Origin of the sequence: Hymenobacter caeli, assembly GCF_013294115.1 — a bacterium.
Lineage (GTDB): Bacteria > Bacteroidota > Bacteroidia > Cytophagales > Hymenobacteraceae > Hymenobacter > Hymenobacter caeli.
This window is the reverse complement of the sequence record NZ_JABSNP010000004.1, coordinates 258,764-282,094: the sequence shown is the minus strand read 5'-3', so window position 1 is coordinate 282,094 and position 23,331 is coordinate 258,764. Positions and strand designations below refer to the sequence as shown.

Below are 23,331 nucleotides of genomic sequence, written 5' to 3'. Positions count from 1 at the left end.
CTGACCGTTGTGAATTGAACAAGCAGCTTGAACGCACCCCTCTCCGCGGGAGAGGGGCCCGCCCCGTAGGGGTCTCGTGAGGTTACCCCGGGGCCCCAAAACCCAGCCCAACGCCAGCCCCCGCCGCTGCGTTAGCTACTCATGACGAAAGCCGTTTTCATTGCCACCGCCGAGCCCTACAGCGGCAAGTCACTTGTAGCGCTGGGACTGGTGAACCTGCTGCTGGGGCAGGCCCGCAAGGTGGGCTACTTCAAGCCCATCATCGACAACGACCCGGTGGAGCGCCTCGACGCGCACCTGGACGTGATGATGCGCCATTTCAAGCTGCCGCTGGCCGTGGCCGATACCTACGCCTACACGCGGCCCGAGGCCCTGCGGCTGATGGAGGCCGGCGCGGAGGGAGCCATGATCGACGCCATCATCCGCAAGTTCAAGCGGTGGGAGGACGACTACGACTTCACGGTGGTGGAGGGCAGCGACTTCCTGGGGGCCGGGACGGCTTTTGAGTTCGACGCCAACGTGTCGATTGCCAAAAACCTGGGCGTGCCGGTCATCCTGGTGGCCTCGGGCGAGGGCAAGAGCACGGCCCAGATTATCAGCGCGGTGCTCACGCTGCTGCACAGCTTCGAGGCCCGCGAGGTGCCGGTGCTGCTGGCCGTGGCCAACCGCGTGCCGCCCGCCCAGGCCGACGACGTGCGGGCCCTGCTGCACAGCCAGCTGCCGGCCGACGTGCTGCTGGCCGTCATCCCCGAAGATGCCGACCTGCTGCACCCCACCATGCGCGAAATTCAGGCCGGGCTGGACGGGCGGCTGCTGTTCGGCGCGGCGGGCCTCGACAACCAGGTGGACAACTACATCATCGGGGCCATGCAGGTGCCCAACTTTCTCAACTACCTCACCGACAACGTACTGATTGTGACGCCCGCCGACCGCGGCGACATCATCCTCTGCGCCCTGCAAGCCCACCAGTCGGCCAACTACCCGCGCGTGGCGGGCATCGTGCTCACGGCCCGCGGCGAGCCCGACGCGGCCGTGGTGCGCCTGCTCGACGGGCTGCCGGGCGTGGTGCCCATTCTGGCCGTGGCCACCGGTACGTTTGCCACCACCACCCGCGTGGGGGCCATCCGCTCGCGCATCACGCCCGACAACCCGAAAAAGATTCAGCTGGCCATCAGCACCTTCGAGCGCCACGTGGACGTGCGGGCCCTGGAAGAAAAGCTGGCCGGCTTCCAGTCGGTGGGCCTCACGCCGCACATGTTCCAGTACCGGCTGCTGCAATGGGCCAAGCGCCAGCGCCGCCACATCGTGCTGCCCGAGGGCAACGACGACCGGGTGCTGCGGGCCGCCGCGCTGCTGCTCCAGCAAGACATCGTGGACCTGACCATCCTGGGCAACCCCGCCGACGTGGCCGCCGCCGCCAAGCGCCTGGGCATCAGCCTGCCCGCCGGCCACTTGACCATCGTCGACCCGGTGGAATCGGCGTACTACGCCGATTACGTGGAGACGTTTTACGAGCTGCGCAAGGACAAGGGCGTGAACCACGACATGGCCCGCGACCTGCTGCGCGACGTGTCGTACTTCGGCTCGATGATGGTGTACCGGGGCCAGGCAGACGGCATGGTGTCGGGGGCGGTGCACACCACGCAGCACACGATTCGGCCGGCCTTGCAGTTCATCAAAACCAAGCCGGGCGTATCGGTGGTGTCGTCGGTGTTTTTCATGTGCCTGCCCGACCGGGTGGCCGTGTTCGGCGACTGTGCCGTGAACCCCAACCCCACGGCCGAGCAGCTGGCCGAAATTGCCATTTCCTCGGCCGACAGCAGCCTGGCGTTCGGCATCGAGCCGCGGGTGGCCATGCTCTCGTACTCGTCGGGCACCTCGGGCGCGGGGGCCGACGTGGAGAAGGTGCGCCAGGCCACCGCGCTGGTGCGCCAGCTGCGGCCCGAGTTGAAAGTGGAGGGCCCCATCCAGTACGACGCGGCCGTGGACCCGCTGGTGGGCCGCCAGAAGCTGCCCGACTCGGAGGTGGCCGGCCAGGCCAGCGTCTTCATCTTCCCCGACCTGAACACTGGCAACAACACCTACAAAGCCGTGCAGCGCGAAACCGGGGCCCTGGCCATCGGCCCGGTGCTGCAAGGCCTGAACAAGCCCGTGAACGACCTCAGCCGCGGCTGCACCGTGGACGACGTGTTTAACACGGTGGTGATTACCGCGATTCAGAGCCAGCAGGGCTGAACGGTGTTTAGCTCATTAAGATAAAATCAAAACGGTCATGCTGAGCGCAGCCGAAGCATCTCTCCCGCTGAGTAACTATGATTACTGCTGCGGTAGAGATGCTTCGGCTGCGCTCAGCATGACGGTCTAAATGCATTCATTATAACGTTCTATTTGTTACCTCACCGCCTTCCTCCCGCATGAACATCTTCGTCGTTAATTCTGGTAGCAGCTCCCTTAAGTACCAGCTGTTCAACTGGCCCGATGAGCAGCCGCTGTGCAGCGGGTTGGTGGAGCGCATTGGCTCGGCGGAGGCCGAAATCACGCACCGGGTATTCGGCGTGGGGGCCCCGGCGGAGGCCCTGCACCGCACCCTGGCCGTACCCGACTACGAGGCCGGTTTGCGCGAAGTGGTGCGCCTGCTGACGGACGGGCCCGGGGCCGTTATTCGGGCCCCGGCAGAAGTGGGTATAGTGGGCCACCGGGTGGTGCACGGTGGCGAGGCCTTCACGGGGCCCACGCTCGTTGACGCGGCGGTGAAGGCGAAAATCAAGGAACTGTTCGGGCTGGCCCCGCTGCATAACCCGGCCAACTACCAGGGCATTGAGGTGGCGGAGCGGCTGTTTCCGGGGGCCCGGCAGGTGGCGGTGTTCGACACGGCGTTTCACCAGACGCTGCCCGAATATGCGTTTCGCTACGCGCTACCCACGGCGCTTTACACCGAGCAGCGCATCCGCAAATACGGCTTCCACGGCACCAGCCACCAGTACGTAGCGGGCCAGGCCGCCAAGTACTTGCAAAACCCCGACGCCCGGCTCATCACCGTTCACCTCGGCAACGGGTGCAGCATGGCGGCGGTGCGCGGCGGCCGCTCCCTCGATACCAGCATGGGCTTCAGCCCGCTCGCCGGCCTGGTGATGGGCACCCGCTCGGGTGACCTCGACCCCTCGGTGCTGCTGCACCTGCTGGGGCCCCTGGGCTATACCACGGAGCAGGTAGGCACGCTGCTGAACAAGGAAAGCGGGATGCTGGGCCTCGCCGGCTCCAACGACCTGCGCGACGTGGGGCGGGCCCTGGCGGCCGGCGACGCGCGCGCCGCGCTGGCCCTGGACATCTACGCCTACCGCATCCGCCAGTACATCGGGGCCTACGCGGCGGTGCTCAACGGGCTCGATGCCATCGTGTTCACGGCCGGGGTGGGCGAGAACGATGCCCTGGTGCGGGACCGCGCCTGCCAGGACCTGGAGTTTTTCGGCCTGGCGCTGGACGCGGCCCGGAACGAGGCCTGCACCCCGGGCTTGCGCGACATTAGCCAGCCCGCGTCGCGGGTCCGGATTCTGGTCATTCCGACCAACGAGGAGCTGGAAATTGCCCGGCAGTGCGCCACGCTGTAGCGCCTCTACCCCACTGCGTAGTTTCCCCAACTACTCAAGGATACCCGGCGTAATTTTGGGCTCCAGCACCACCCTCGGCCGCCACCCTCCTTGCCCCAACCCATGCTCAGCGAATACACCCGCGGCCAGCTGGCCCTGCGCAACGGCCAGGACCGCGACGAAATCTGGGTGGCCTACCAGGGCCGCATTTACGACGTGGGCGGCTCGCGGCTGTGGAAGCGCGGCAACCACTACGAGCACTGGGCCGGCCAGGACCTGACGCCCGAACTGGACCAAGACGCCCCGCACAACGCCCACGTGTTCGACAAATTCCCCGTCGTGGGCCTCTTAAAATAGCTTGCCCGATGATGACCACTGAAGCCCCCTCCGAGTTCACCGACCTTGAACATTTGCCCACCGCCGCCCTGCTGGCCGGCATGAACCGGCTCGACCAGACCGTGCCGCTGGCCGTGCAGCGGGCCCTGCCGCAACTGGAGGCCCTGGTGGAAGCCACCGTGGCCCGGTTGCGGGCCGGGGGCCGGCTGTTCTACATCGGGGCCGGCACCAGCGGGCGGCTGGGGGTGGTGGACGCCTCCGAGTGCCCGCCCACGTTCGGCGTGCCGGCCGGGCTGGTGGTCGGCCTCATTGCCGGCGGCGACGGGGCCATCCGCCAGGCCGTGGAGGGCGCGGAAGACAACGCCACCCAGGCCTGGGTGGACTTGCAGGCCCACGGCGTCAGCGCGCAAGACGTGGTGGTGGGCATCGCCGCCTCGGGCCGCACGCCCTACGTCATCGGGGGCCTCAATGCGGCCCGCGCCGCCGGCCTGGCCACGGGCTGCATCGTGTGCAACGCCGGCTCGGGCGTGGCGGCAGCAGCCGAGTACCCGGTGGAGGTCGTCACGGGGCCCGAGTTCCTCACCGGCAGCACCCGCCTCAAGGCCGGCACGGCCCAGAAGCTGGCCCTCAACATGCTCACCACGGCCACCTTCATCCGCCTGGGCCGGGTGAAGGGCAACAAGATGGTGGACATGCAGCTCTCGAATGAAAAGCTAATCGAGCGCGGCCAGCGCATGCTGATGGACGAGCTGGGCATCGGCCAGCCCGCGGCCGCCGCCCTGCTGGCCCGCCACGGCAGCGTGCGGGCCGCGCTCGGGGCCCCGGGCCCGGCGTAGGCGCGGGCCGGAACGCGGGGCCCCCGGCCCGGGGTTAGGGCAGGAGCCGGACGGTATTTGGCCGGCCCGGCCCAACCGAATGCGCGTTGGCGCGTTTCTATCCCAGCCCCTATCCTGCCCCGCTATGCACACCATCGAGCCTTATTATAACTGGATCGACCAGTATTCTGCGGCCGAAGACCCCCAGTCGCCGCTCTTCGGGGCCGAAAACAGTCTGGAGCTTTTCACCAACAACATCTACGGCTACCTCATTCACCCGCAGTGGGACAGCATGGAGTCGGAAACGCTATTTTTGAAAATTCTCTTCGCCGACTACGAAGAGAAAGTGGCCGTTATCGAGTTCATCGGCGAGTGGAACGACGCCATCGAGAACGACGTGATGCACCTCAAGCGCCACATCGTGGACCCGCTCGTGGCCGAGGGCATCCGCAAGTTCATCCTCATCGGCGAGAACGTGTTCAACTTCCACGGGGCCGAGGACGACTACTACGCCGAGTGGTTCGAGGACGTAGAAGACGGCTGGGTGGCCGGCATCAACTTCCAGGAGCACGTACTGCGCGAAATGCACCAGTATAATGTGGATAACTACGTGAATTTTGGGGGGCAACTCGACGACTTGCCCTGGCGCACCTACGAGCCCCGCCGCTTATTTGAAGTAGTGGATGGGCTGTTGCAGCGCCGCTTGAACTGAGCGGTGAGGGCCAATATTGAGCCGTAATTAAACGGTCATGCTGTAAACGGTCATGCTGAACGTGTTATAGGCCAAAACCTTCCACCCAACTCCGTTCTACTTCCGCCGAATCATGTCGGCCACGGCTTCCACCCACTGCGGCTCGGAATTCAGCGAGGGCACCAACTGCCAGTGCGTGCCGCCGGCTTCCTCGAACAGCTCCTTGAATTCCTCGCCCACCTCGATGGTCGTTTCCAGGCAGTCGGCCACGAAAGCGGGGCTGAAGGCCAGCACGTGGTGGATGCCCTTGGCGGGGAACTCCTTCAGGGCCTCGTCGGTGTAGGGTTGCAGCCAGGGGTCGCGCAGGCGGCTTTGCAGGCGGCTCTGGAAGCTGACGGTGTATTGCCCGGGCGCGAGGCCCAGGCCCGCCGCCACCAGGCGCGAGGTGGCGAAGCACTGGGCCCGGTAGCAGTACTGGTTGCGGTCGGTGAGCGTGTCGCAGCAGCTGCCGAAGCGGCAGTAGTTGGTGGGGTCGCCCTTTTTCACGTGGCGCTCCGGGATGCCGTGGTAGCTGAACACGACGTGGTCGTAGTGCTGCTTGTCCAGTTCGGCCCGGCCGCGCGCCACGATGCTGGCAATGAAGCCCGGCTCGGTGGCAAACTGGCTGATGAAGTTGATGCTGGGCACGATCCACCAATCTTTCACGATGTCCATCACCTTCTCCTGCACCGAGCCCGTGCTGGCCGAGGCGTACTGCGGAAACAGCGGCAGTACCACGATGCGCTCTACTTCGGCGGCCCGCAACTCGTCCAGCGCCTTCTCGATGCTGGGGTTTTGGTAGCGCATCCCGAAGGCCACCACGTAGCCGGGCCCCAGCGCGGCCTGCACCTTTTCCTGCAAGTCGAGGCCGTGGAAGAGCAGCGGCGAGCCGCGGTCGGCGTCCCAGAGCTGCTGGTAGATTTTGGCCGATTTCGGGGCCCGCAGCGGCACCACCAGCCCCTGGAACAGCGGGTAGCGGATGGCGGCCGGCATGTCCACCACGCGGCCGTCGGTGAGGAACTCGTTGAGGTAGCGGCGCACGTCGCCGGTTTGGGGCGAGTCGGGCGTGCCCAGGTTGACTAATAGGACGCCGATGCGGCGGGCGGAAATGGCGGGAGAATTCATCGAGGCAAAGTTCGGGAGCAACGGGCGGACTGTACGGGCCCCCGGCGGGCTCGTGATGCAATCACCTAAGCAAACAGCCGCGCGCGGGCATGGTTCGACGCGCTGCCCGTACTTGCGGCGCTATTTCGCGCTATGTGCCCCCGATGACGCCGCCCGACACCCTCGCTGCTTCTTCCCTCAACCTGCTGCTGTGGGCCGCCGGCCAGCACGGCGCCAGCGTGCCGGCCCTGTGCCAGGCCATCGGGTTCGACCCCGCCACGGCCGCCGGGCCCGACGCCCGCGTGCCCCTGGCCACCATCCAGCGGCTGTGGCCGTTGGTGATGGAAGCCACCCACGACCCGTATTTCGACCTGCACCTCGGCGGCTTCGTCAATTTTACGGCCGCCGGCACGCTGGCTTACGTGCTGCTGCACGCGCCCACCCTCGGCGCAGCCATCGCCCAGCTCTGCCGCTACCAGGACGTGGCCTGCCAGGGCGTGCGCACCTTCCAAACGCCGGCCGCGGAGGGGCCCGGGGGCATTTGGCTGAACCTGGAGCTGACCAGCCCCGCCATCGTGCACCCGCGCCACGTGCTGAACTCGGAGCTCTCGCTGTGCCTCGCGGCGTTTGGCACGCTCGTCGGCCGGCCCGTGGTGCCCGGGGCCGTGCAGCTGGCCTACCCGCGCCCGGCCGATACCCGGGCCCACGAGCAGGCGTTTGGCACGGCGGCATTGGCGTTTGACGCGCCGGTAACCCGGGTAGCTTTTGACGCGGCGACCCTGGCGTTGCCGGTGCTGCACGCCAACGCGGCGCTGTTTCCGCTGTTCGAGCAGCACACGGCGGCCTTGCTGGCCCAGCTTCCGGCCCACCAGCCGCCTACGCTGCCGGAACGGGTGCGGGGCGAAATCGTGCGCCAGCTCAAGGGCGAAGCGCCCACGCTGGCCGCCGTGGCCGACCGCCTGTGCCTGGGCGTGCGCACCCTGCAACTCAAGCTCAAGGAAGCCGGCCACACCTACCAGCAGCTCCTCGACCACGTGCGCCGCGACCTGGCCCAAAGCCACCTGCGCGAATCCGAGCTGAGCACCACCGACATTTCCTTCCTGCTCGGCTACTCCGAGCCGAGCGTGTTTGCCCGCTCCTTTAAGAAATGGACGGGGCAGACGCCGGGCGCGTTTCGCCGGTAACCTCCCGGTTGCGGTCGACCCAGTACGCCAGCGGCACGAACAGCCACAGCACCTGCGCGCCCCAAGCCAGGGCCCCCACGCTGGCCGGCGCCGGGCTAAACAGGCCGGCCACGTGCGTCAGCGCCAGCAACACCACCAGCACCAGCAAGCCGTAGCGGCCGGCACCGTTGCGGGCCCGGGTGCGCCGCATGTACAGCCACAAGCCGAGGCCCAGCAGCGCAAATTCTATCACCTGCGTGGCCACCAAGTGGTTCCACATGCCCAGGCCCAGCAGCGGCGAGGCCCCCGGGTACAGCGGCAGATCGGGCACGTGCACCACCAAATCGAGCAGCCAGTGGCTGGGCACCAGCAGGCCCACCAGCAAGGCCCCGCCGGCGTTGCGCCGCAGCAGCCAGTAGGCCAATCCCAGCAACAGGCCCGCTACCAGTTCACCCACCAAGCTGTGCGTGAAGGGATAGTACACGAAATCAAACGCGTTGGTGGCCGTGAAGTGCGGCACGATACGCACCCGCTCCACGCCCAAGAGCAGCAGCGTGGGCCACACCAAATCGGCGAGTTGGGCGGCCAGGAACAGCGTGCCCAGCGACACGCGGGGTTGCAGGGTTTTAGCGCCGAAACCGACGCCGAAATGTCCGAGAAACATAGGGCTTGAGGAAAAGAGTGGAAGGAAACGTGCTGTGGGAGAACAGGACAAAGGTCCGGGCCCGCCCCACCGGCCTCGCTGACGATTCCCGAAAATTGGATTGACCAAAAGCGAAATTCGGCACGTTCGCCCGGGCGTTTACCAGCCGGTTACTTTGGGGGCCCGTAGCATTTGCGCCGCGCAAGCCGTACCTTTGCGCCCTCATTATCAAATCTATCCCTCTGTGAATCCCGAACTTAAGCCCCACCGGGCCGGCTTTGTAAGCATCATCGGTAAGCCCAACGTGGGCAAGTCCACGCTGATGAACGCGCTGGTGGGCGAGCGGCTGAGCATCGTCACCAGCAAGGCCCAGACCACCCGCCACCGCATTCTTGGCATCCTCAACGGGCCCGATTTTCAGCTTATTTACTCCGACACGCCGGGCATCATTCAGCCCAAGTACGAGCTGCACAACGCCATGATGGCGTTCGTGTACTCGTCGCTGGAAGACGCCGACGTGGTGTTGTTCGTGACGGACATTTACGAGAAGTACGACGAGGAGCCCGTGGTGGAGCGCCTGCGCAAAATGGTGGACACGCCCATCATTCTGCTCGTCAACAAAATAGACCAGGCCGACCAGGCCGCCGTGGAGGCCAAGCTGGCCTACTGGCAGGAGCAGCTGCCCAACGCCGCCGAGGTGCTGCCCATCTCGGCCCTCAACGCCTTCGGCACCGAGCGGGTGCTGGAGTCGGTGCTCGAAAAGCTGCCCGTCCACCCCGAGTACTACCCCAAAGACGAGCTGACCGACAAGCCGGAGCGCTTCTTCGCCGCCGAAATGGTGCGCGAGAAAATCTTTAAGCTCTACAAAAAGGAGATTCCCTACAGCTGCGAGGTCACCGTCGAGGAGTTCAAGGAGGAAGACACCATCATCCACATGCGCGGCGTCATCTACGTGGAGCGAGCCAGCCAGAAGGGCATCGTCATCGGCAAGGGCGGCGAGGCCCTGAAGAAAGTGGGCACCTGGGCCCGCGAAGACATGGAGAAGTTTTTCGCCAAAAAGGTCTTCCTCGAACTGCACGTAAAAGTGAACGAGAACTGGCGCACCGACCCCAAAGCCCTGAGCCGGTTCGGGTACCAGTAAGTCATTTAACATTTAGCAATTAACATTTAACAGCCGTTCCTGCTGACGCTACTGGCTCGGTATAGACATTGCCGTCTGCGTGTTAAATGATAAATGTTAACTGAATAAAACCTCCGACCATTCTTAACTAAACAACCCCGGGCACTGCCGAATCTAGGTCGGGCCGGCGGCTGGGGCTACGCAACATGAGTAATACCATTGCAATTGTGGGCCGCCCCAACGTGGGCAAGTCCACCCTTTTCAACCGCCTCGTGGGCCAGCGCAAGGCCATCATGGACAACGAGAGCGGCGTGACGCGCGACCGCCACTACGGCCACGGCGACTGGATTGGCAAGAACTTCACCGTGATTGACACCGGCGGCTACGTGCACGGCTCGGACGACATTTTCGAGGGCGAAATCCGCAAGCAGGTGAAACTGGCCATCGACGAGGCCGACGTGGTGCTCTTCATGGTGGACGCCGCGGACGGTGTGCATGGCCTGGACGAGGAATTTGCCCAGGTACTGCGGCCCTACTTGAAGAAGAAGCCTATTTTGCTGGTGGCCAACAAGGCCGATACCAACGCCCGGGCCCACGGCAGCGGCGAGTTTTATTCGCTGGGCATGGGCGAGGGCGAAATCTTCGCCATCAGCAGCGCCAACGGCCACGGCACCGGCGAGCTGCTCGACGAGGTGGTGAGCCACTTCCCGGAGGCCGGCATCGAGGAGCCCGATTCGGACATCCCCAAAATTGCCGTGGTGGGCCGGCCCAACGTGGGCAAGTCGAGCTTCGTGAACCTGCTGCTGGGCACCGAGCGCAGCATCGTGACCGACATTGCCGGCACCACGCGCGACGCCATTTCGACCCGCTACAACGTGTTCGGCCACGACTTCATTTTGGTGGACACGGCCGGCCTGCGCCGCAAGGCCAAGGTGAGCGAGGACATCGAATTCTACGCCAACATGCGCAGCCTTAGGGCCCTGGAAGAGTGCGACGTGTGCGTGGTGCTGATTGACGCCACCCGCGGCATCGAGTCGCAGGACGTAAACATCATCGCCCTGGCCGACAAAAACCGCAAGGGCGTGGTGATATTGGTGAACAAGTGGGACCTGGTGGAGAACAAGGAAACCAACACCACGAAGGAGTTCGAGGAGAAGATTTACGCCAAGCTGGCCCCCATTGCCTACCCGCCCATCGTGTTCATCTCGGTGCTTACCAAGCAGCGGGTGCACAAGGCCATCGAAACGGCCGTGCAAGTGTTCGAGAACAAGCGCCGCAAGATTCCGACCTCGCAGCTCAACGACGTGATGCTGGAGGAGATTGCCAAGTACCCGCCGCCCGCCATCAAGGGCAAGCTGGTGCGCATCAAGTACGCCACGCAGCTGCCCACGCACAACCCAGTGTTTGCCTTTTTCTGCAACCTGCCGCAGTACGTGAAGGAGAACTACACCCGCTACCTCGAGAACCGGATGCGCGAGCACTTCGACTTCACGGGCGTGCCGATTGGCATCGTGTTCCGCAAAAAATAGTTTTTACGGGGAAGGTTACCTTTTCGGCCGTGGGGTATAAAGCGGCGAATCTGGCGGAGGGCCTTTGCCCGGCCGCCGGCCTCAAAGACCGCAATTTCACCCTTACCTAACTTTTCTTTCAAGATGAAAAACGTACTGTTCCTCGCCCTGGCCGCTGCTTCCCTCTCGTTCACCTCGTGCGGTGGCAAGCAAGAAGAAGCCGTTAAGAAAGAAGGCGACGCCGTAGAGGCTTCGGCCGATGCCAAAGCCGCCGGCATGGAAGCCGCCGCCGATTCGACCAAGAAAGCTGGCGAAGCCACCGCCGATGCCATGAAGGACAACGCGGGCAAAATGGATGCCCCCGCCGCCGGCACCACCACGACCACCACGACCGAGGTGAAAAAATAGTTTCGGCTTTTGCCGGAATCAGAAAGGCCGCTCCTTTGCAGGAGCGGCCTTTTTTGTGTGCCCGGCGCGGCGCGCGGCTCTACAGCGGCTCGCCCAGGGCTTGCCGCAAGCCTGCGGTGTAGGCGGGCGTCACCAGCTCTTCGGCGTAGGCCGGGTAGGCCAGCACGGCGGCTTCGGTGAGGGCGGGCACGAACACGCTGGAGGTCTCCGCGTCGAGCGAAGCCAGGCGCAGGGGCAGCAGCACGCGCTTGGGCGCGGGCGCGTCCAGCTGGGCGTCGAGGTAGCGCACTTGCTGAGCAATTGGGTCCACGAGCAGCTCCTGCACCGTGCCCAACACCGTGCCAGCGGCTCCGCGCACCGCCCAGCCGCGCACGTCGGGGTGGCCGTCGGCGACTTCAAAATCGGGCAGGTCGCGCAGGCGGCGCAGGTTGGCAGCGGGTTCCATACAGGCGGGTTATCAGGCGGTCGGGGGCACGTTTTCGGCTTGCAGCAGCGCGGCGGCGGCGTGCAAAAACTGGTGGGTTTGCTGCTGCTCGGCGGCGGTGCCGTCGCGGCCGGAGAGCTGGCCGGCTTGCTGCACCAGGCGGGCCGCCTGCTCGTCCAGGGCCGGGTAGGCTTTTTGCTGCACGGCGCGGAGCAGGTTGGCGGCGGCCACCAGGCCGGGGCGCAGGCTGGCCCGTGTCTCGCCGTCGGCGAGGCGGGCGGTGGCGCTGGTGAGGTTGTCGCGCTGCTCGCGCACGGTGGCGTCGTCGCGCAGGTCGGGCCGGTCGGCCAGGTCCGAGAGCTGCGCCACCAGCCCCAGCAGGCGGCCCCGGGTGCTGCTCGAATCGGGGGCCACGGCCGGGGCAGCCGCAAGCGAATCGGCGGGCACGCCGGGCGCGGCGTCGGGCACGGCCGTGGTGGCGGGCAGGGCGGGCTCGTCGGCGGGCGCGGGGCGCAGGTACCAGTAGGCCCCCAGCGTGAGGGCCAGGGCCGCCAGGGCCACCAGCACCCAGGGGCTCAGCGAAGGTTTTTTGCGTTGAATACGAATTTCGGCCACGGGTGCGCAGGGGGCGAGGGGTGAGGGTACCGCCTTGAACGCACCAAAACGCAAACCAGCCGGCGCGGGTTGGCCCGGTGCAGCCCTGCGGCCGCCCCGGGGCCACCGCGGCGGCGGCAACTGGGTCGTTGCGGGCCCCGGGGGTGGCGCTTGGCCGCCCCCAATCCGCATATAGCTCTATATTGCCCGGTAGTCCGCCGGTCCGCACACCTGGCCCGCTGCCCTGCCGCCCCGCCATGCCCCCCACTTTTGCCGACCGCCTGCTCGCCGACCTCGAAGCCCGGGGCCTGCTGCCCCCCGCACAAGCCGCCGCCCTGGCCGCCTACGAGCGCCAGCGGCCGTTTTCGCTGCACTACGAGCTGCGGGCCTTGCTCTACCTCGGCATTACGCTGCTGAGCGGGGGCCTGGGGGTGCTCATCTACCAGAACATCGAGCGCATCGGGCACGGCGTGGTGGTGGCGGGCATCGCGGCGCTGATGGCCGCCTGCCTGGCCTACGCGGCCCGGCACCGGCCGGCATTTACCTGGGGCGTGGCCCCCAGCCCGGGCCTGTTGCCCGAGTACCTGCTGCTGCTGGGCTGCCTGCTGTTTTTGGTGCTGGAGGGCTACTTGCAGGCCCAGTACCAGCTGTTTGGCACCCGCTTTGGGCTGGCGGCGGCGCTGCCCACGGCCCTGTTTTTCGGCATTGCCTACGGGTTCGACCACCGGGGCGTGCTGTCGATGGCCGTCACGGCGCTGGCCTCGTGGGTGGGCGTGAGCATTGCCCCGCTGGCGGCCTATGCCCAGAACGATTACGCCACCCTCAGCGGCCCGGCGGCCGTGCTGGGCCTGGGCCTGGGGGGCCTGGGCCTGTGGTCGGACCTGACCAACCACAAGCGCCACTTCGCGTTTGCCTACCTTTCGCTGGGCGGCAACCTGGCCCTGGTGGCCCTCACGGCAGCCTTGTTTCTGGGCCCGGCCCAAACCGGCGTGCCGCGCTGGGTGGCGCTGCCGGTGCTGCTGGCCACCTGCGCTGGGCTGGCCTGGTACGCGCGGCGCACGCAGTCGTACCTGTTCCTGCTGATGGGCGCGGTGTTCGGCTACGTGGCGTTCTCCTACCTCTGCTTTGAAGTGCTGGGCTTCATCGATGGCGTAGCGCTGGGCCTGCTTTACTTCCCCCTCACCGCGGCCGGCGTGGTGGTGTTTCTCGTCAACATGAAGCGCATTTTGCGCATCGTTCCCCGCCGCTGACATGCGCCTCCAAGCCTATAACCCCGCCTGGGCCCTGCACGCGGCCGTCCGCGCCGCCGCCACCCGCTGGCAGCGCCAGGGCTTGCTGGTCGACGGCCAACACGCGGCCATCGACGCCGCTTACCCGCTCGACTGTTACCAACCGGCCTGGCTGCTGCGGGCCGTGCTATTTTTCTTCACGGTGCTGGGCTGCGCGGCCGCCGCCGCCTTTTGTGCCCTGCCCCTGCTGAACTCTTCTTACTCCGACGCGGGCCTGACGGCGTGGCTATTGCTGCTGGCAGCAGGGTTTTTGTTGGTGCTGGAGCTAATTATTACCAGCTCGCGGCCCTACCACGCGGGCTACGACAACGCCATTTTGTACGCCGCCGTGCTGGCCTTGCTGGGCTTGGGCGTGCAAGCCCAGCTGGCGGTGGGCGGGGCTGGTACGCTGGCCGGGCCCCGGCTGGCACCGTTCCTACTTTACGGAATAGCGGTGCTGGGCGCGGCCACCGTGCGCTACGCCGACCTGCTGGCCGCCGCCCTGGTTTTTGCGGCTGCCCTGGCGCTGGCCGCCAACCTGGCCCTGCAAACGGCGGCCGGCCCGGCCCTGCTCCCGTTCGTGGCGATGCTGTTTGCGGCCGGGGCCGCGGCCGTGGTGCACCGCCTGGCCCGGGGCCCGCACTATTTCTATTACCGCACCTGCCGGCAAACCGTGAAGGCACTGGCATTGGCCACCTTTTACCTGGGCGGCAACTACTTGGTGGTGCGCGAGGGCAACGCCGCGCTAAGCCACTTGCCCTTCGCCCCGCAAATTCCCTTCGCCCCGCTTTTCTACGCCCTCACTGCCCTCATACCGCTGGCCTATTTGTACTACGGCCTGCGCCGCCACGACCGTCTGGTATTGATAATGGGGCTGCTGGCCGTGGCTTTTTCCGTGTTCACGCTGCGTTACTACCGCGCCCTGCTGCCCCCGGCCGTGGCCGCCGCGCTGGCTGGGGCCCTGCTGCTGGCCGTCGCGGCGGCCGCGCTCCGTTACCTAGGCACCCCGCGCCACGGCCTCACCGCGGCCGCCGACGACGAAGCCGTCCCGCTCTTCAACCTGGAGTCGCTCGTCGTGGCTCAATACAATGTACCAGGTCAGGTCCCGGCGGCCGGGTTTCAATTCGGTGGGGGCGATTCGGGCGGTGGCGGGGCCACCGGGCAGTTTTAAGCGCTAAGCGGCTACCGGCTGGTAGAGTTTGGCCAGCTGCGCCACGGCGTAGTCCACCTCTTCCGCAGTATTCATTTTACTTAGCGAGAAGCGCACCGTGGCCCGGTCGGCGTCGCCGCCCAGGGCCTCCAGCACATGCGAGCCAGCTTGGGCCCCGCTGGTGCAAGCCGAGCCGCCCGACGCCGCTATCTTGCTGATATCTAGATTAAACAGCAGCATTTCACTGATGGCCGACGGCGGCAAGCTCACGCTGAGCACGGTGTACAGGCTCTGGTCGGCATCGGCCGAGCAGCCGTTGAACTGCACGTCGGCCACCCGGGCCCGCAGCTGGCCGATGAAGCGGTCCTTCAGCCCTTGCACGTGGGCGCGGTGGGCGGCCATGTCGCGGTAGGCAATTTCCAGGGCCTTGGCCAGGCCCACAATGCCGTACACGTTTTCGGTGCCCGCCCGCACGTTGCGCTCCTGCGAGCCACCGTGCATGAACGGCTCCACCGCCGTGCCCGGCCGGGTGTATAGAAACCCTACTCCCTTGGGTCCGTGGAACTTGTGCGCCGCGCCCACCAAAAAATGGTTTTGCAAGGCCCGCACGTCGTGTCGGTAGTGGCCCATCGTCTGCACCGTATCGGTATGAAAAATGGCATTGTGCCGGGCGCACAGGGCCCCGATGGCTTCGATGTCGTTCAGGTTACCGATTTCGTTGTTGCCGTGCATCAGGCTCACGAGGGTGCGCGGGTTGGTGGCCAGCAGCTCGTCGAGGTGGGCCAGGTCGAGGCGGCCCTGGGCATCGTGGCGCACGTAGCTCAGGGCCACGGTGCCGGCCTTGGCCAGGGCCTGCACGGGGTGCAGCACGGCGTGGTGCTCGAGCGGCGACGTGACGGCGTGGCGCAGCCCCAGGGCCCGCACGCTGCCAAAAATGGCCGCGTTGTCGGCTTCGGTGCCGCCACTGGTGAAGGCAATTTCGGCCGGGGCGGCCCCGAGCAGGTGGGCCACCGTTTTGCGGGCGTTTTCGAGCGCCGCCCGCACCTGGCGGCCCGGCCCGTGCAAGCTGCTGGGGTTGCCGTAGTGCTGGCTCAGAAAAGGCATCATCGCCTCCAGTACTTCCGGGTCGAGGGGCGTGGTGGCGGCGTTGTCGAAGTAAGCGTGCATTTTTTTGGTGCTTGGTGCGTGGTGCCCGGTGCCTGGTTTTTAGCAACTGCACTCATCTCGACATATTTGCCAAGCACCAAGCACTGTGCACCAAGCACCAAAAATCAGGCCTTCACGGCAATTATTTCCTTGATGTCGCCGATGATTTTCTGCGCCAGGTAGTCAGCCGTGGCATTCGAGTCCGACTCGGCGTAAATGCGGATGATGGGCTCGGTGTTGGACTTGCGCAGGTGTACCCACTCCTTGCCAAACTCGATTTTCACGCCGTCAATCGTATTCACGGGCTGCTTGGCGTAGCGCTTTTCCATCTCCACCAGCACCATATCGGTATCGATTTCGGGGGTCAACTCAATCTTGTTTTTGGAGATGAAATAGCCCGGGTACGAGGCCCGCAGCCGCGACACGGTGAGGCCCGACTTAGCCAGGTGCGTGAGAAACAGCGCGATGCCCACCAGCGCGTCGCGCCCGTAGTGCAGCTCGGGGTAGATGATGCCGCCGTTGCCCTCGCCGCCAATCACGGCCTGGGTTTCCTTCATCTTGGCCACCACGTTCACCTCGCCCACGGCGGCGGCGGCGTAGTGGCCGCCGTGCCGCTCGGTCACGTCGCGCAGGGCCCGGGTGCTGCTGAGGTTGCTCACGGTGTTGCCGCCGCCGTGGGCTTGTAGCACGTAGTCGGCCACGGCCACCAGCGTATACTCTTCGCCAAACATCTCCCCGTTTTCGCTCACCAGCGCGAGGCGGTCCACGTCGGGGTCCACCACGATGCCGAGGTCAAACGAGCCCTTCTCCAGCACCTTGGCGATGTCGCGCAGGTTTTCGGGCAGGGGCTCGGGGTTGTGGGCAAAGTCGCCGGTGGGCTCGCAGTGCAGCTTTTCCACGGTCGTCACGCCCAGGGCCGCCAGCAGCTGCGGCACGGCAATGCCCCCCGACGAGTTCACGGCGTCCACCACCACCCGGAAGTTGCGGGCCCGGATGGCGTCCACGTCCACCAGCGGCAGGGCCACCACGGCCGCAATGTGCCGGGCCAGGAACTCGTCGTCGGTCGTGTACTGGCCCAGCTTCGTCACGGGCGCAAAGTCAAAGGCTTCGCGGTCGGCCAGGGCCAGCACCTGCTGCCCGTCGGCATCAGAAATAAATTCGCCCTGCGCGTTGAGCAGCTTCAGCGCGTTCCACTGCTTGGGGTTGTGCGAGGCCGTGAGGATGATGCCACCGGCGGCTTGCTTGGCCAGCACGGCCATTTCCACGGTGGGCGTGGTGCTCAGGCCCAGGTCCACCACGTCGAGGCCCAGGCCTTGCAAGGTGGCGGCCACGAGGCTGCTCACCATCGCGCCCGAAAGCCGGGCGTCGCGGCCGATGACGATGGTGCGCGACGCCGCGGGCTGGGCCAGGGCCCACGTGCCGTAGGCGGCGGCGTACTTCACTACGTCGAGGGGGGTGAGGCCTTGGCCGGCGGGCCCGCCGATGGTGCCGCGGATGCCGGAAATGGATTTGATGAGGGTCACTGAATGCAGTATTAGAAAGGGCAAAAATACGCAGCCGCGCCGGGTTGGCCCCGGTTCGGGTTATCTTTGAAACGATGGAAAACCACCCGCCCGCCCCCGCGGCCCTGTTGGGGCCCACCCGCCGCCCGGCCCAGCTGGCCGCTTTCGGCCGCCTGCTCGACGTGCTTGACCGCCTGCGCACCGAGTGCCCCTGGGACCAGAAGCAGACCCTGCAGAGCCTGCGCCACCTCACCATTGAGGAAACCTACGAAATCAGCGATGCCATCCTGCGCGACGACCTGCCCGACCTGAAAAAGGAGCTGGGCGACGTGATGCTGCACCTGCTTTTCTACGCCCGCATCGCCGCCGAGCAGGGCGCGTTCGACATTGCCGACGCCCTGAACGCGCAGTGCGAGAAGCTCATTTTCCGCCACCCGCACGTGTACGGCGACGCCCAGGCGGCCGACGAAGCGGCCGTGAAGCGCAACTGGGAGCAGCTTAAGCTCCGCGAAAAAGGCAACGCGGGAGTGCTCAGCGGCGTACCCACCTCACTGCCCGCCCTTGTGAAGGCCATGCGCATCCAGGAAAAGGCCCGGGGCGCGGGCTTCGACTGGGAAGAACCGGCCCAGGTGTGGGCCAAGGTGCAAGAAGAACTGGGCGAGTTCGGGGCCGAATATGGCCACGGCCGGCCCGAAAAAATGCAGGCCGAGCGGGCCGCCGAAGAATTCGGCGACCTGCTGTTTTCACTCGTCAACTTTGCCCGCTTCGCCGGCATCAACCCCGAAGAAGCATTGGAGCGCACCAACCGAAAGTTTATCAGTCGTTTTCAATACCTTGAATCCGCTGCCGCCGCTGATGGCCACCTCCTCGCCGACCTGACCCTGGCGCAGATGGACATTTACTGGGAAGAGGCTAAGCGCCGGCCAGGGCCCGTAGCTGTGCCGCTCTCCACTAAAAATTAGCTTTCTTGCACACCCAATTCAACGCCACGCGCCTTTCCAAACCGATTTTTCTTTTGCTGCGCCAAAGATTTTGGTTAGGTTTGTCAGGTTGAACCGCCCCTTTGATTCCGCTCAGGCCGCAATTGTTTATCTGCTACACCCCATTTTGGATGGATGCCTCCGCGGCAGTGCCCGCACGGTACGGCCTTCACTCCTGGTAGTAACACCTTCGTTTCTCTCAAGTTTTTCTTTTAATTTTTACCTCTTCCCAACCCCCAACCCAAACCTTTCGGAATAATGGAACAGAAAAATGCCCTCAACACGAGCCCCCGGCCCACCACTCCGGCCGTTGCTCCTAAGGCCGCCGAGAAAAGCAGCGGGGGGGCCTCGCTGTTCTCCGTCATCGCCATCATCCTCGCCTTTGTCGTTGCCTACATCGTCTTCAAATTTGTGTTGGGTAACGGCAGTCACTTCCAAGGCGGTGTCAACACCAATGCGCCCATTCCTGGCGACCTTTTGGGCACCGTGTACAGCGGCGGTAACATTGTACCGTTGCTGATTACGATGTTTCTGTGCGTTATTCTTTTCTCGATCGAGCGCCTGTTGACCATTTCCAAGGCCAAAGGCTCGCAGAGCATCGAAGGTTTTGTACGCATCGTGCGCCAGCGCCTGAACGCCAACGACATTACCGGGGCCATCGCCGCCTGCGACAAGCAGGGAGGCTCGGTAGCCAACGTAGTGAAAGCTGGCTTGGTGAAATACAACGATATGTCCCGGGAGCGCACCATGAATTCGGACCAGAAGGTACTCGCCATCCAGAAAGAAATCGAGGAGACCACTGCCCTAGAGTTGCCTATGCTAGAGAAGAACTTGGTCATTATCTCCACCATCGCTTCCATTGCTACCTTGACGGGTCTGCTCGGCACGGTGTTCGGTATGATCAGCGCCTTCTCGGCCCTGGCCCAGGCCGGCTCGCCTGACGCCGTGAAGTTGGCCAGTGGTATCTCGGAAGCCTTGATTAACACCGCTTTCGGCATCGGTACGTCGGCCCTGGCCATCGTGGCCTACAACTACTTCACCAGCAAGATTGACGAGTTGACGTACAGCATCGACGAGGCTGGCTTCAGCATTATCCAAACCTTCGCTGGTCAGCACGGCCAGACGGTTCAGGCGTAGTTAGCCGTGGGTGGCCAAGGCGGAACCGGGCCTTGGCTACCCGCCTATATACGTACTAAAACGACGGAATTAGCGTTGCTCCTGGCACCGCTTCTTCTTTCTTAACCCCACCCCCGCAATGCCCAAAGTAAAACCGCACCGCACCTCGCCGTCGTTGGACATGACGCCGATGGTGGACTTGGCCTTTCTGCTGGTAACGTTCTTCATGCTGACCACCAAGTTCGCCCCCGAAGAAACCGTTGTAGTGGATACCCCCTCATCGACGTCGGAAATTAAGCTGCCGGAAAGCAATGTTATTACGCTTACGGTGGACAAGAACAAGCGCGTGTTCTTCGGCTTGGACGACGAAAAAGCCAAGGTGGCAACGCTGCAAAAAGTGGGGGCCAAGTACGGCGTCAACTTCAATGCAGCGCAAGCCAAGGCTTTCGGCAACCTGACCAACTTTGGTGTGCCCGTTGGCCAACTTGGCTCGCTGCTAAGCATGGATGCCGACCAGCGCAAAGCCGTGGCGAAGACCGAGCCCGGTATCCCCATGGATTCCCTTAACAACCAGCTCATCGACTGGGTAATAGAGGGCCGCAAAGCCAACTTGGCGCTTTACAAGAAACCGACGTACATTGCCATTAAAGGCGACGGTGAGGCCGACGTGCCCACTGTGCAGCAGCTGATTAAAGTATTGCAAGAGAAAGACATTAACCGCTTCAACCTAATTACCGATTTGGAAAACAAACCGGTGGTGAGCAAATAAGCGGCTACCCAGACATTTACTAGTACCTCAGTAACTAGAACTCATGGCAGAAATACAAGGAAAAGCCGACTCCGGCGGGAAAGGCGGGAAGAAGCGGGCCAAAAAAATGTCGACCAAAATCGACATGACGCCGATGGTGGACCTGGCCTTCTTGCTACTCACCTTTTTCATGCTGACCACCACGTTTGCCAAGCCCAACGTGATGCAGCTGACCATGCCCGTGAAGGAAAAGAACGAGGACGAGCAAACCAAGCTCAAGGAATCGGAAGCTTTCACCATCATCATGGGCGCAAGCAACAAGGTGTATTATTACGCCGGTATGAACTCGGCCGAGTCCAAGGCTGATTTGAAGGTGACCAACTACGGGCCCAACGGCATCCGGCAAGTCATCCTCGACCGCCAGCGGGTGCAGCCCAAGACCGTCATTCTCATCAAGCCCGACGACAAAGCCGTGTACAAAAACATGGTGGACATCCTCGACGAGATGAACATTACCAACCAGAAAAAATACGCTTTGGTGAAAATCGCCAAGTCCGACCAAGACCTAATTAAAGCATCCGCGCTATGATGACCTCCGCGCAGATTGCCCAGGCCAGCCTGGACGATATCGTATTCGAAGGCCGTAACAAAAATTACGGTGCTTATGTACTGCGGCAGCTCTACCAGCGCAACGTAACCCGCTCGCTCATCATTGCTACGGCAGTTTTGGTGTTGTTGGTAGCGTTCCCGCTTATTGCGCAGTACATCCGCGACCACAAGCCCAAGGAAATCGTCAAGAAAAATTTGACGGAGAATGTGTTGATGGACGCCCCGCCGCTGGACGACACCAAGCCCCCGCCCCCGCCCCCGCCCCCCGAGGCGCCGCCGCCCCCGCCGCCCAAGCTCACGACCATCAAGTTCACCCCGCCGGTGATTAAGAAGGACAACGAGGTGAAGCAGGAAGACGTGCCGGACCAGGAGGAACTGAAAGACAAAGCCGTGGCCACGGTGACCGTGAAGGGCAACACCGATTCCCAGGACCTGTCGGAGCTTTCGGGCGAAGGCAACAAGGTGGTGGAGGAAGTGGTGGAAAACAAGGTGTACACTTACGTGGAACAAATGCCGCAGCTGCCCGGCGGTGGCGGCAACGGGGCCATCGTAGCAGCCATTCAGAAGGCTACCAAGTACCCCCGCATGGCGCAGAACAACGGCGTAGAAGGCCGGATTTTCGTGAGCTTCACGGTAAATGCGGAAGGTGACGTGTCCGATGTGAAGGTTGTCAAAGGCTTGGGTTCGGGTCTTGACGAGGAAACGATTCGGGCGGTAAAAACCCTTCCCAAATTCATCCCTGGTAAGCAGAATGGCCGGGCGGTGAGCGTATCGTTCACGGTTCCGATTACCTTCAAGATTCAATAATCCAGCAGTTTCGGCATTCGCTGAGCCACTGCTCAAACCCCGGACGGACCGCATGGCCCGGCCGGGGTTTTTTCGTACAAGCCCCCTGGTGCCTTACGTGGAGTACCGCCCCCACCAAACGGGTAATTTTTAGCTTCCTTGCACGTTCATTGTTAATCCACACGGGCGCATTGACGAATCATTTACGCCGGAAAACAAGTTTTTAAGGCTAATCAATTGATTTCTGCAGTTATTTGGGTTTCCTTCTCATGCCGCACTTACCCACCACCGAAGAACGTTTGGGCCGGTCGCCACAAGGGCTGGTGCGCTACTTCGTCCTTTTCATGTCGCTTGTGTACGTAGGCATGGGGGCTTGGCTGGCTTGGACGGCTAGCCAGCCCACGGGCCCTGCGATGACCCATTTCAGCGAGATTGGCCTGACGGGTAACCGGCTACGCCTATTGGGGCTGTTCTTTGTCTTGTACGGGCTGGTACGCTTTGTGCGCAGCTACCGGGCCAATTTCCGCATTTCTACCGCTCCTGACGACGATGACCTTCCCCTCCATTAAGCGTTCTGCTCTTCTTGTTGCCCTAGCCGGGGGGCTGCTGGTACCGGCCGGCTGCCAGCCGGGTGGCAACGGCACCCCTGGCAGCACCAGCACGCCGACTAGCGGCACGGTAGCCGTGGCCGTTGACGAAACCTTTGCGCCCATTTTGCAGGCCCAGGTCGATACGTTTGGCAAGCTCTACCCGGATGCGCACGTCCAGCTGCGCTTTGAGCCGGAAGAGAACGCAATGGTGGACCTCGTGAACGGCAAAGTGGACGTGGCCGTGGTTTCGCGCGAGTTGAACGCCGAAGAAACGGCCGCCTTTGCCAAGCAAACCATTTACCCCCATACCACCCGCATTGGCATTGACGGGCTAGCCGTCGTGCTGCATCCGTCCAACCCCGACTCGCTGCTTACGATTGACCAACTGCGGGCCATCTTCACGGGAAAAAATACGACCTGGAGCCAAGTCAGTGGCCAAAAAAAATTGGGCGATATCAACATCGTGTTTGATGCCAGCCGCAGCAGCACCGCCCGCTTCGTGCGCGATTCCCTGACGAAAGGGGCCGCGCTTACTGCGCGCGTATTCGCGGCCAAGTCGAACCCGGCGCTGCTCGATTACGTGGCGGCCCACCCCAACGCCATTGGGGTGGTGGGCGTGAACTGGATTTCGGACCACGACGACCCGGCCGCTATGAAGTTTTTCCGCAAGGTGCGGGTGGCCGGCATCACGGCCCGCCCCAACCCCAAGCCCGACGATTTCATCCAGCCCTACCAGGTGAACCTGGCCTTTAAGACGCCGGCCCAGCTCGCTCAGTACCCCGAATTGCAGAACTACCCGCTGCGCCGCAACCTGTACATCATCAACCGGGAGGCCCGCACCGGACTTGGCACGGGATTTACTTCCTTCGTAGCCGGCAAGAACGGCCAGCTGATTTTTCAGAAATCGGGGCTGCTGCCGGCCCTCATGCAGGCCCGCGTCGTGACCACGCCCAAACGTTAGCCGCGCCCCTGCGTACACTTTCATCTTCTCAGTTTTTTCACCA

General features: G+C 63.9%; 24 protein-coding genes. 18 read left to right on the top strand and 6 right to left on the bottom strand.

Features of this window, described 5'->3' with window-relative positions; genetic code table 11:
• The first annotated feature begins 141 nt into the window (after positions 1-141).
• From pta to HNP98_RS06515, 5 genes are all read left to right on the top strand, one after another.
• Positions 142-2,235 (top strand): phosphate acetyltransferase, encoded by a 2,094-nt coding sequence (gene pta / locus HNP98_RS06535; RefSeq protein ID WP_173809233.1) that lies wholly within the window; start codon positions 142-144, stop codon positions 2,233-2,235.
• A gap of 179 nt (positions 2,236-2,414) precedes the next feature.
• Positions 2,415-3,608 carry an acetate/propionate family kinase gene (locus HNP98_RS06530; protein WP_173809232.1) on the top strand — a complete coding sequence of 398 codons (1,194 nt, stop codon included), beginning with the start codon at positions 2,415-2,417 and terminating at the stop codon, positions 3,606-3,608.
• Between the two features lie 102 nt (positions 3,609-3,710).
• Complete coding sequence (locus tag HNP98_RS06525; RefSeq protein ID WP_173809231.1) at positions 3,711-3,944, top strand: cytochrome b5 domain-containing protein; 234 nt, start codon at positions 3,711-3,713, stop codon at positions 3,942-3,944.
• Between the two features lie 8 nt (positions 3,945-3,952).
• A complete protein-coding gene (gene murQ, locus HNP98_RS06520; protein WP_173809230.1) occupies positions 3,953-4,759 on the top strand; it encodes an N-acetylmuramic acid 6-phosphate etherase in 807 nt (268 codons plus the stop codon).
• Positions 4,760-4,883: 124 nt separating this feature from the next.
• On the top strand, positions 4,884-5,450 hold the full coding sequence (locus HNP98_RS06515) for a hypothetical protein (protein ID WP_173809229.1): 567 nt from the start codon (positions 4,884-4,886) through the stop codon (positions 5,448-5,450).
• A 96-nt stretch (positions 5,451-5,546) separates the two neighbouring features.
• Here HNP98_RS06515 and hemH read toward each other — a convergent pair whose 3' ends face one another.
• A complete protein-coding gene (gene hemH, locus HNP98_RS06510) occupies positions 5,547-6,593 on the bottom strand; it encodes a ferrochelatase (protein WP_173809228.1) in 1,047 nt (348 codons plus the stop codon).
• Positions 6,594-6,736: 143 nt separating this feature from the next.
• Between hemH and HNP98_RS06505 the strand changes: the two genes are divergently transcribed.
• Positions 6,737-7,756: an AraC family transcriptional regulator gene (locus HNP98_RS06505; protein WP_173809227.1), complete on the top strand. Its 1,020-nt coding sequence runs from the start codon at positions 6,737-6,739 to the stop codon at positions 7,754-7,756.
• On the opposite strand, the gene HNP98_RS06500 is transcribed toward HNP98_RS06505, so the two are convergent.
• Positions 7,713-8,399: a metal-dependent hydrolase gene (locus HNP98_RS06500; protein ID WP_173809226.1), complete on the bottom strand. Its 687-nt coding sequence runs from the start codon at positions 8,397-8,399 to the stop codon at positions 7,713-7,715. The genes HNP98_RS06505 and HNP98_RS06500 overlap by 44 nt on opposite strands.
• 223 nt (positions 8,400-8,622) lie before the next feature.
• Between HNP98_RS06500 and era the strand changes: the two genes are divergently transcribed.
• From era to HNP98_RS06485, 3 genes are all read left to right on the top strand, one after another.
• Entirely contained in the window at positions 8,623-9,519 is an 897-nt protein-coding gene (gene era, locus HNP98_RS06495; RefSeq protein WP_173809225.1) for a GTPase Era, read from the top strand.
• A gap of 185 nt (positions 9,520-9,704) precedes the next feature.
• Positions 9,705-11,027 carry a ribosome biogenesis GTPase Der gene (gene der / locus HNP98_RS06490; protein WP_173809224.1) on the top strand — a complete coding sequence of 441 codons (1,323 nt, stop codon included), beginning with the start codon at positions 9,705-9,707 and terminating at the stop codon, positions 11,025-11,027.
• 123 nt (positions 11,028-11,150) lie between these two features.
• Complete coding sequence (locus HNP98_RS06485; protein WP_173809223.1) at positions 11,151-11,414, top strand: hypothetical protein; 264 nt, start codon at positions 11,151-11,153, stop codon at positions 11,412-11,414.
• A 79-nt stretch (positions 11,415-11,493) separates the two neighbouring features.
• On the opposite strand, the gene HNP98_RS06480 is transcribed toward HNP98_RS06485, so the two are convergent.
• Both HNP98_RS06480 and HNP98_RS06475 read right to left on the bottom strand, forming a co-directional pair.
• A complete protein-coding gene (locus HNP98_RS06480; protein ID WP_173809222.1) occupies positions 11,494-11,859 on the bottom strand; it encodes a PRC-barrel domain-containing protein in 366 nt (121 codons plus the stop codon).
• Positions 11,860-11,871: 12 nt separating this feature from the next.
• Complete coding sequence (locus tag HNP98_RS06475; protein WP_173809221.1) at positions 11,872-12,453, bottom strand: hypothetical protein; 582 nt, start codon at positions 12,451-12,453, stop codon at positions 11,872-11,874.
• A 236-nt stretch (positions 12,454-12,689) separates the two neighbouring features.
• Here HNP98_RS06475 and HNP98_RS06470 point away from each other — a divergent pair, with 236 nt between their 5' ends.
• Together HNP98_RS06470 and HNP98_RS06465 are read left to right on the top strand one after the other, a co-directional pair.
• A complete protein-coding gene (locus HNP98_RS06470; protein WP_173809220.1) occupies positions 12,690-13,682 on the top strand; it encodes a DUF2157 domain-containing protein in 993 nt (330 codons plus the stop codon).
• 1 nt (position 13,683) lies between these two features.
• Positions 13,684-14,871, top strand: coding sequence for a hypothetical protein (locus HNP98_RS06465; protein ID WP_173809219.1), 1,188 nt, complete (start codon positions 13,684-13,686; stop codon positions 14,869-14,871).
• A gap of 3 nt (positions 14,872-14,874) precedes the next feature.
• Here the strand turns inward: HNP98_RS06465 and HNP98_RS06460 are convergent, their stop codons facing one another.
• Both HNP98_RS06460 and glmM read right to left on the bottom strand, forming a co-directional pair.
• Positions 14,875-16,017 (bottom strand): cysteine desulfurase family protein, encoded by a 1,143-nt coding sequence (locus HNP98_RS06460; protein ID WP_173809218.1) that lies wholly within the window; start codon positions 16,015-16,017, stop codon positions 14,875-14,877.
• Positions 16,018-16,121: 104 nt separating this feature from the next.
• The gene (gene glmM / locus HNP98_RS06455; protein ID WP_173809217.1) at positions 16,122-17,519 is read right to left on the bottom strand and encodes a phosphoglucosamine mutase; all 1,398 of its coding nucleotides are present in this window, start codon (positions 17,517-17,519) and stop codon (positions 16,122-16,124) included.
• A 74-nt stretch (positions 17,520-17,593) separates the two neighbouring features.
• Here glmM and mazG point away from each other — a divergent pair, with 74 nt between their 5' ends.
• The 7 genes from mazG (at position 17,594) to HNP98_RS06420 (ending at position 23,288) form a co-directional block, all read left to right on the top strand.
• Positions 17,594-18,460 carry a nucleoside triphosphate pyrophosphohydrolase gene (gene mazG / locus HNP98_RS06450; protein ID WP_173809216.1) on the top strand — a complete coding sequence of 289 codons (867 nt, stop codon included), beginning with the start codon at positions 17,594-17,596 and terminating at the stop codon, positions 18,458-18,460.
• Between the two features lie 276 nt (positions 18,461-18,736).
• Entirely contained in the window at positions 18,737-19,615 is an 879-nt protein-coding gene (locus HNP98_RS06445) for a MotA/TolQ/ExbB proton channel family protein (RefSeq protein WP_173809215.1), read from the top strand.
• Positions 19,616-19,733: 118 nt separating this feature from the next.
• Positions 19,734-20,363, top strand: coding sequence for an ExbD/TolR family protein (locus HNP98_RS06440; protein WP_173809214.1), 630 nt, complete (start codon positions 19,734-19,736; stop codon positions 20,361-20,363).
• A gap of 106 nt (positions 20,364-20,469) precedes the next feature.
• Complete coding sequence (locus HNP98_RS06435) at positions 20,470-20,931, top strand: ExbD/TolR family protein (RefSeq protein WP_317171054.1); 462 nt, start codon at positions 20,470-20,472, stop codon at positions 20,929-20,931.
• A complete protein-coding gene (locus HNP98_RS06430) occupies positions 20,928-21,758 on the top strand; it encodes an energy transducer TonB (protein ID WP_246275000.1) in 831 nt (276 codons plus the stop codon). The genes HNP98_RS06435 and HNP98_RS06430 overlap by 4 nt, the downstream gene beginning before the upstream one ends.
• 248 nt (positions 21,759-22,006) lie before the next feature.
• Positions 22,007-22,306: a hypothetical protein gene (locus tag HNP98_RS06425; RefSeq protein ID WP_173809212.1), complete on the top strand. Its 300-nt coding sequence runs from the start codon at positions 22,007-22,009 to the stop codon at positions 22,304-22,306.
• Complete coding sequence (locus tag HNP98_RS06420) at positions 22,287-23,288, top strand: PstS family phosphate ABC transporter substrate-binding protein (RefSeq protein ID WP_173809211.1); 1,002 nt, start codon at positions 22,287-22,289, stop codon at positions 23,286-23,288. Before HNP98_RS06425 ends, HNP98_RS06420 begins: the two co-directional genes overlap by 20 nt.
• The last annotated feature ends 43 nt before the right edge of the window (positions 23,289-23,331 follow it).

Excerpts from the sequence above, each read along its gene's own strand:
- HNP98_RS06445 (WP_173809215.1), top strand. The coding sequence starts at position 18,737 with ATGGAACAGAAAAATGCCCTCAACACGAGCCCCCGGCCCACCACTCCG.
- HNP98_RS06420 (WP_173809211.1), top strand. The coding sequence starts at position 22,287 with ATGACCTTCCCCTCCATTAAGCGTTCTGCTCTTCTTGTTGCCCTAGCC.
- HNP98_RS06435 (WP_317171054.1), top strand. The coding sequence starts at position 20,470 with ATGTCGACCAAAATCGACATGACGCCGATGGTGGACCTGGCCTTCTTG.
- HNP98_RS06485 (WP_173809223.1), top strand. The coding sequence starts at position 11,151 with ATGAAAAACGTACTGTTCCTCGCCCTGGCCGCTGCTTCCCTCTCGTTC.
- HNP98_RS06460 (WP_173809218.1), bottom strand. The coding sequence starts at position 16,017 with ATGCACGCTTACTTCGACAACGCCGCCACCACGCCCCTCGACCCGGAA.
- HNP98_RS06505 (WP_173809227.1), top strand. The coding sequence starts at position 6,737 with ATGACGCCGCCCGACACCCTCGCTGCTTCTTCCCTCAACCTGCTGCTG.
- HNP98_RS06440 (WP_173809214.1), top strand. The coding sequence starts at position 19,734 with ATGCCCAAAGTAAAACCGCACCGCACCTCGCCGTCGTTGGACATGACG.
- HNP98_RS06425 (WP_173809212.1), top strand. The coding sequence starts at position 22,007 with ATGCCGCACTTACCCACCACCGAAGAACGTTTGGGCCGGTCGCCACAA.
- HNP98_RS06470 (WP_173809220.1), top strand. The coding sequence starts at position 12,690 with ATGCCCCCCACTTTTGCCGACCGCCTGCTCGCCGACCTCGAAGCCCGG.
- mazG (WP_173809216.1), top strand. The coding sequence starts at position 17,594 with ATGGAAAACCACCCGCCCGCCCCCGCGGCCCTGTTGGGGCCCACCCGC.
- HNP98_RS06480 (WP_173809222.1), bottom strand. The coding sequence starts at position 11,859 with ATGGAACCCGCTGCCAACCTGCGCCGCCTGCGCGACCTGCCCGATTTT.
- murQ (WP_173809230.1), top strand. The coding sequence starts at position 3,953 with ATGATGACCACTGAAGCCCCCTCCGAGTTCACCGACCTTGAACATTTG.
- HNP98_RS06530 (WP_173809232.1), top strand. The coding sequence starts at position 2,415 with ATGAACATCTTCGTCGTTAATTCTGGTAGCAGCTCCCTTAAGTACCAG.
- HNP98_RS06500 (WP_173809226.1), bottom strand. The coding sequence starts at position 8,399 with ATGTTTCTCGGACATTTCGGCGTCGGTTTCGGCGCTAAAACCCTGCAA.
- hemH (WP_173809228.1), bottom strand. The coding sequence starts at position 6,593 with ATGAATTCTCCCGCCATTTCCGCCCGCCGCATCGGCGTCCTATTAGTC.
- der (WP_173809224.1), top strand. The coding sequence starts at position 9,705 with ATGAGTAATACCATTGCAATTGTGGGCCGCCCCAACGTGGGCAAGTCC.
- HNP98_RS06515 (WP_173809229.1), top strand. The coding sequence starts at position 4,884 with ATGCACACCATCGAGCCTTATTATAACTGGATCGACCAGTATTCTGCG.
- HNP98_RS06465 (WP_173809219.1), top strand. The coding sequence starts at position 13,684 with ATGCGCCTCCAAGCCTATAACCCCGCCTGGGCCCTGCACGCGGCCGTC.
- pta (WP_173809233.1), top strand. The coding sequence starts at position 142 with ATGACGAAAGCCGTTTTCATTGCCACCGCCGAGCCCTACAGCGGCAAG.
- HNP98_RS06525 (WP_173809231.1), top strand. The coding sequence starts at position 3,711 with ATGCTCAGCGAATACACCCGCGGCCAGCTGGCCCTGCGCAACGGCCAG.
- HNP98_RS06430 (WP_246275000.1), top strand. The coding sequence starts at position 20,928 with ATGATGACCTCCGCGCAGATTGCCCAGGCCAGCCTGGACGATATCGTA.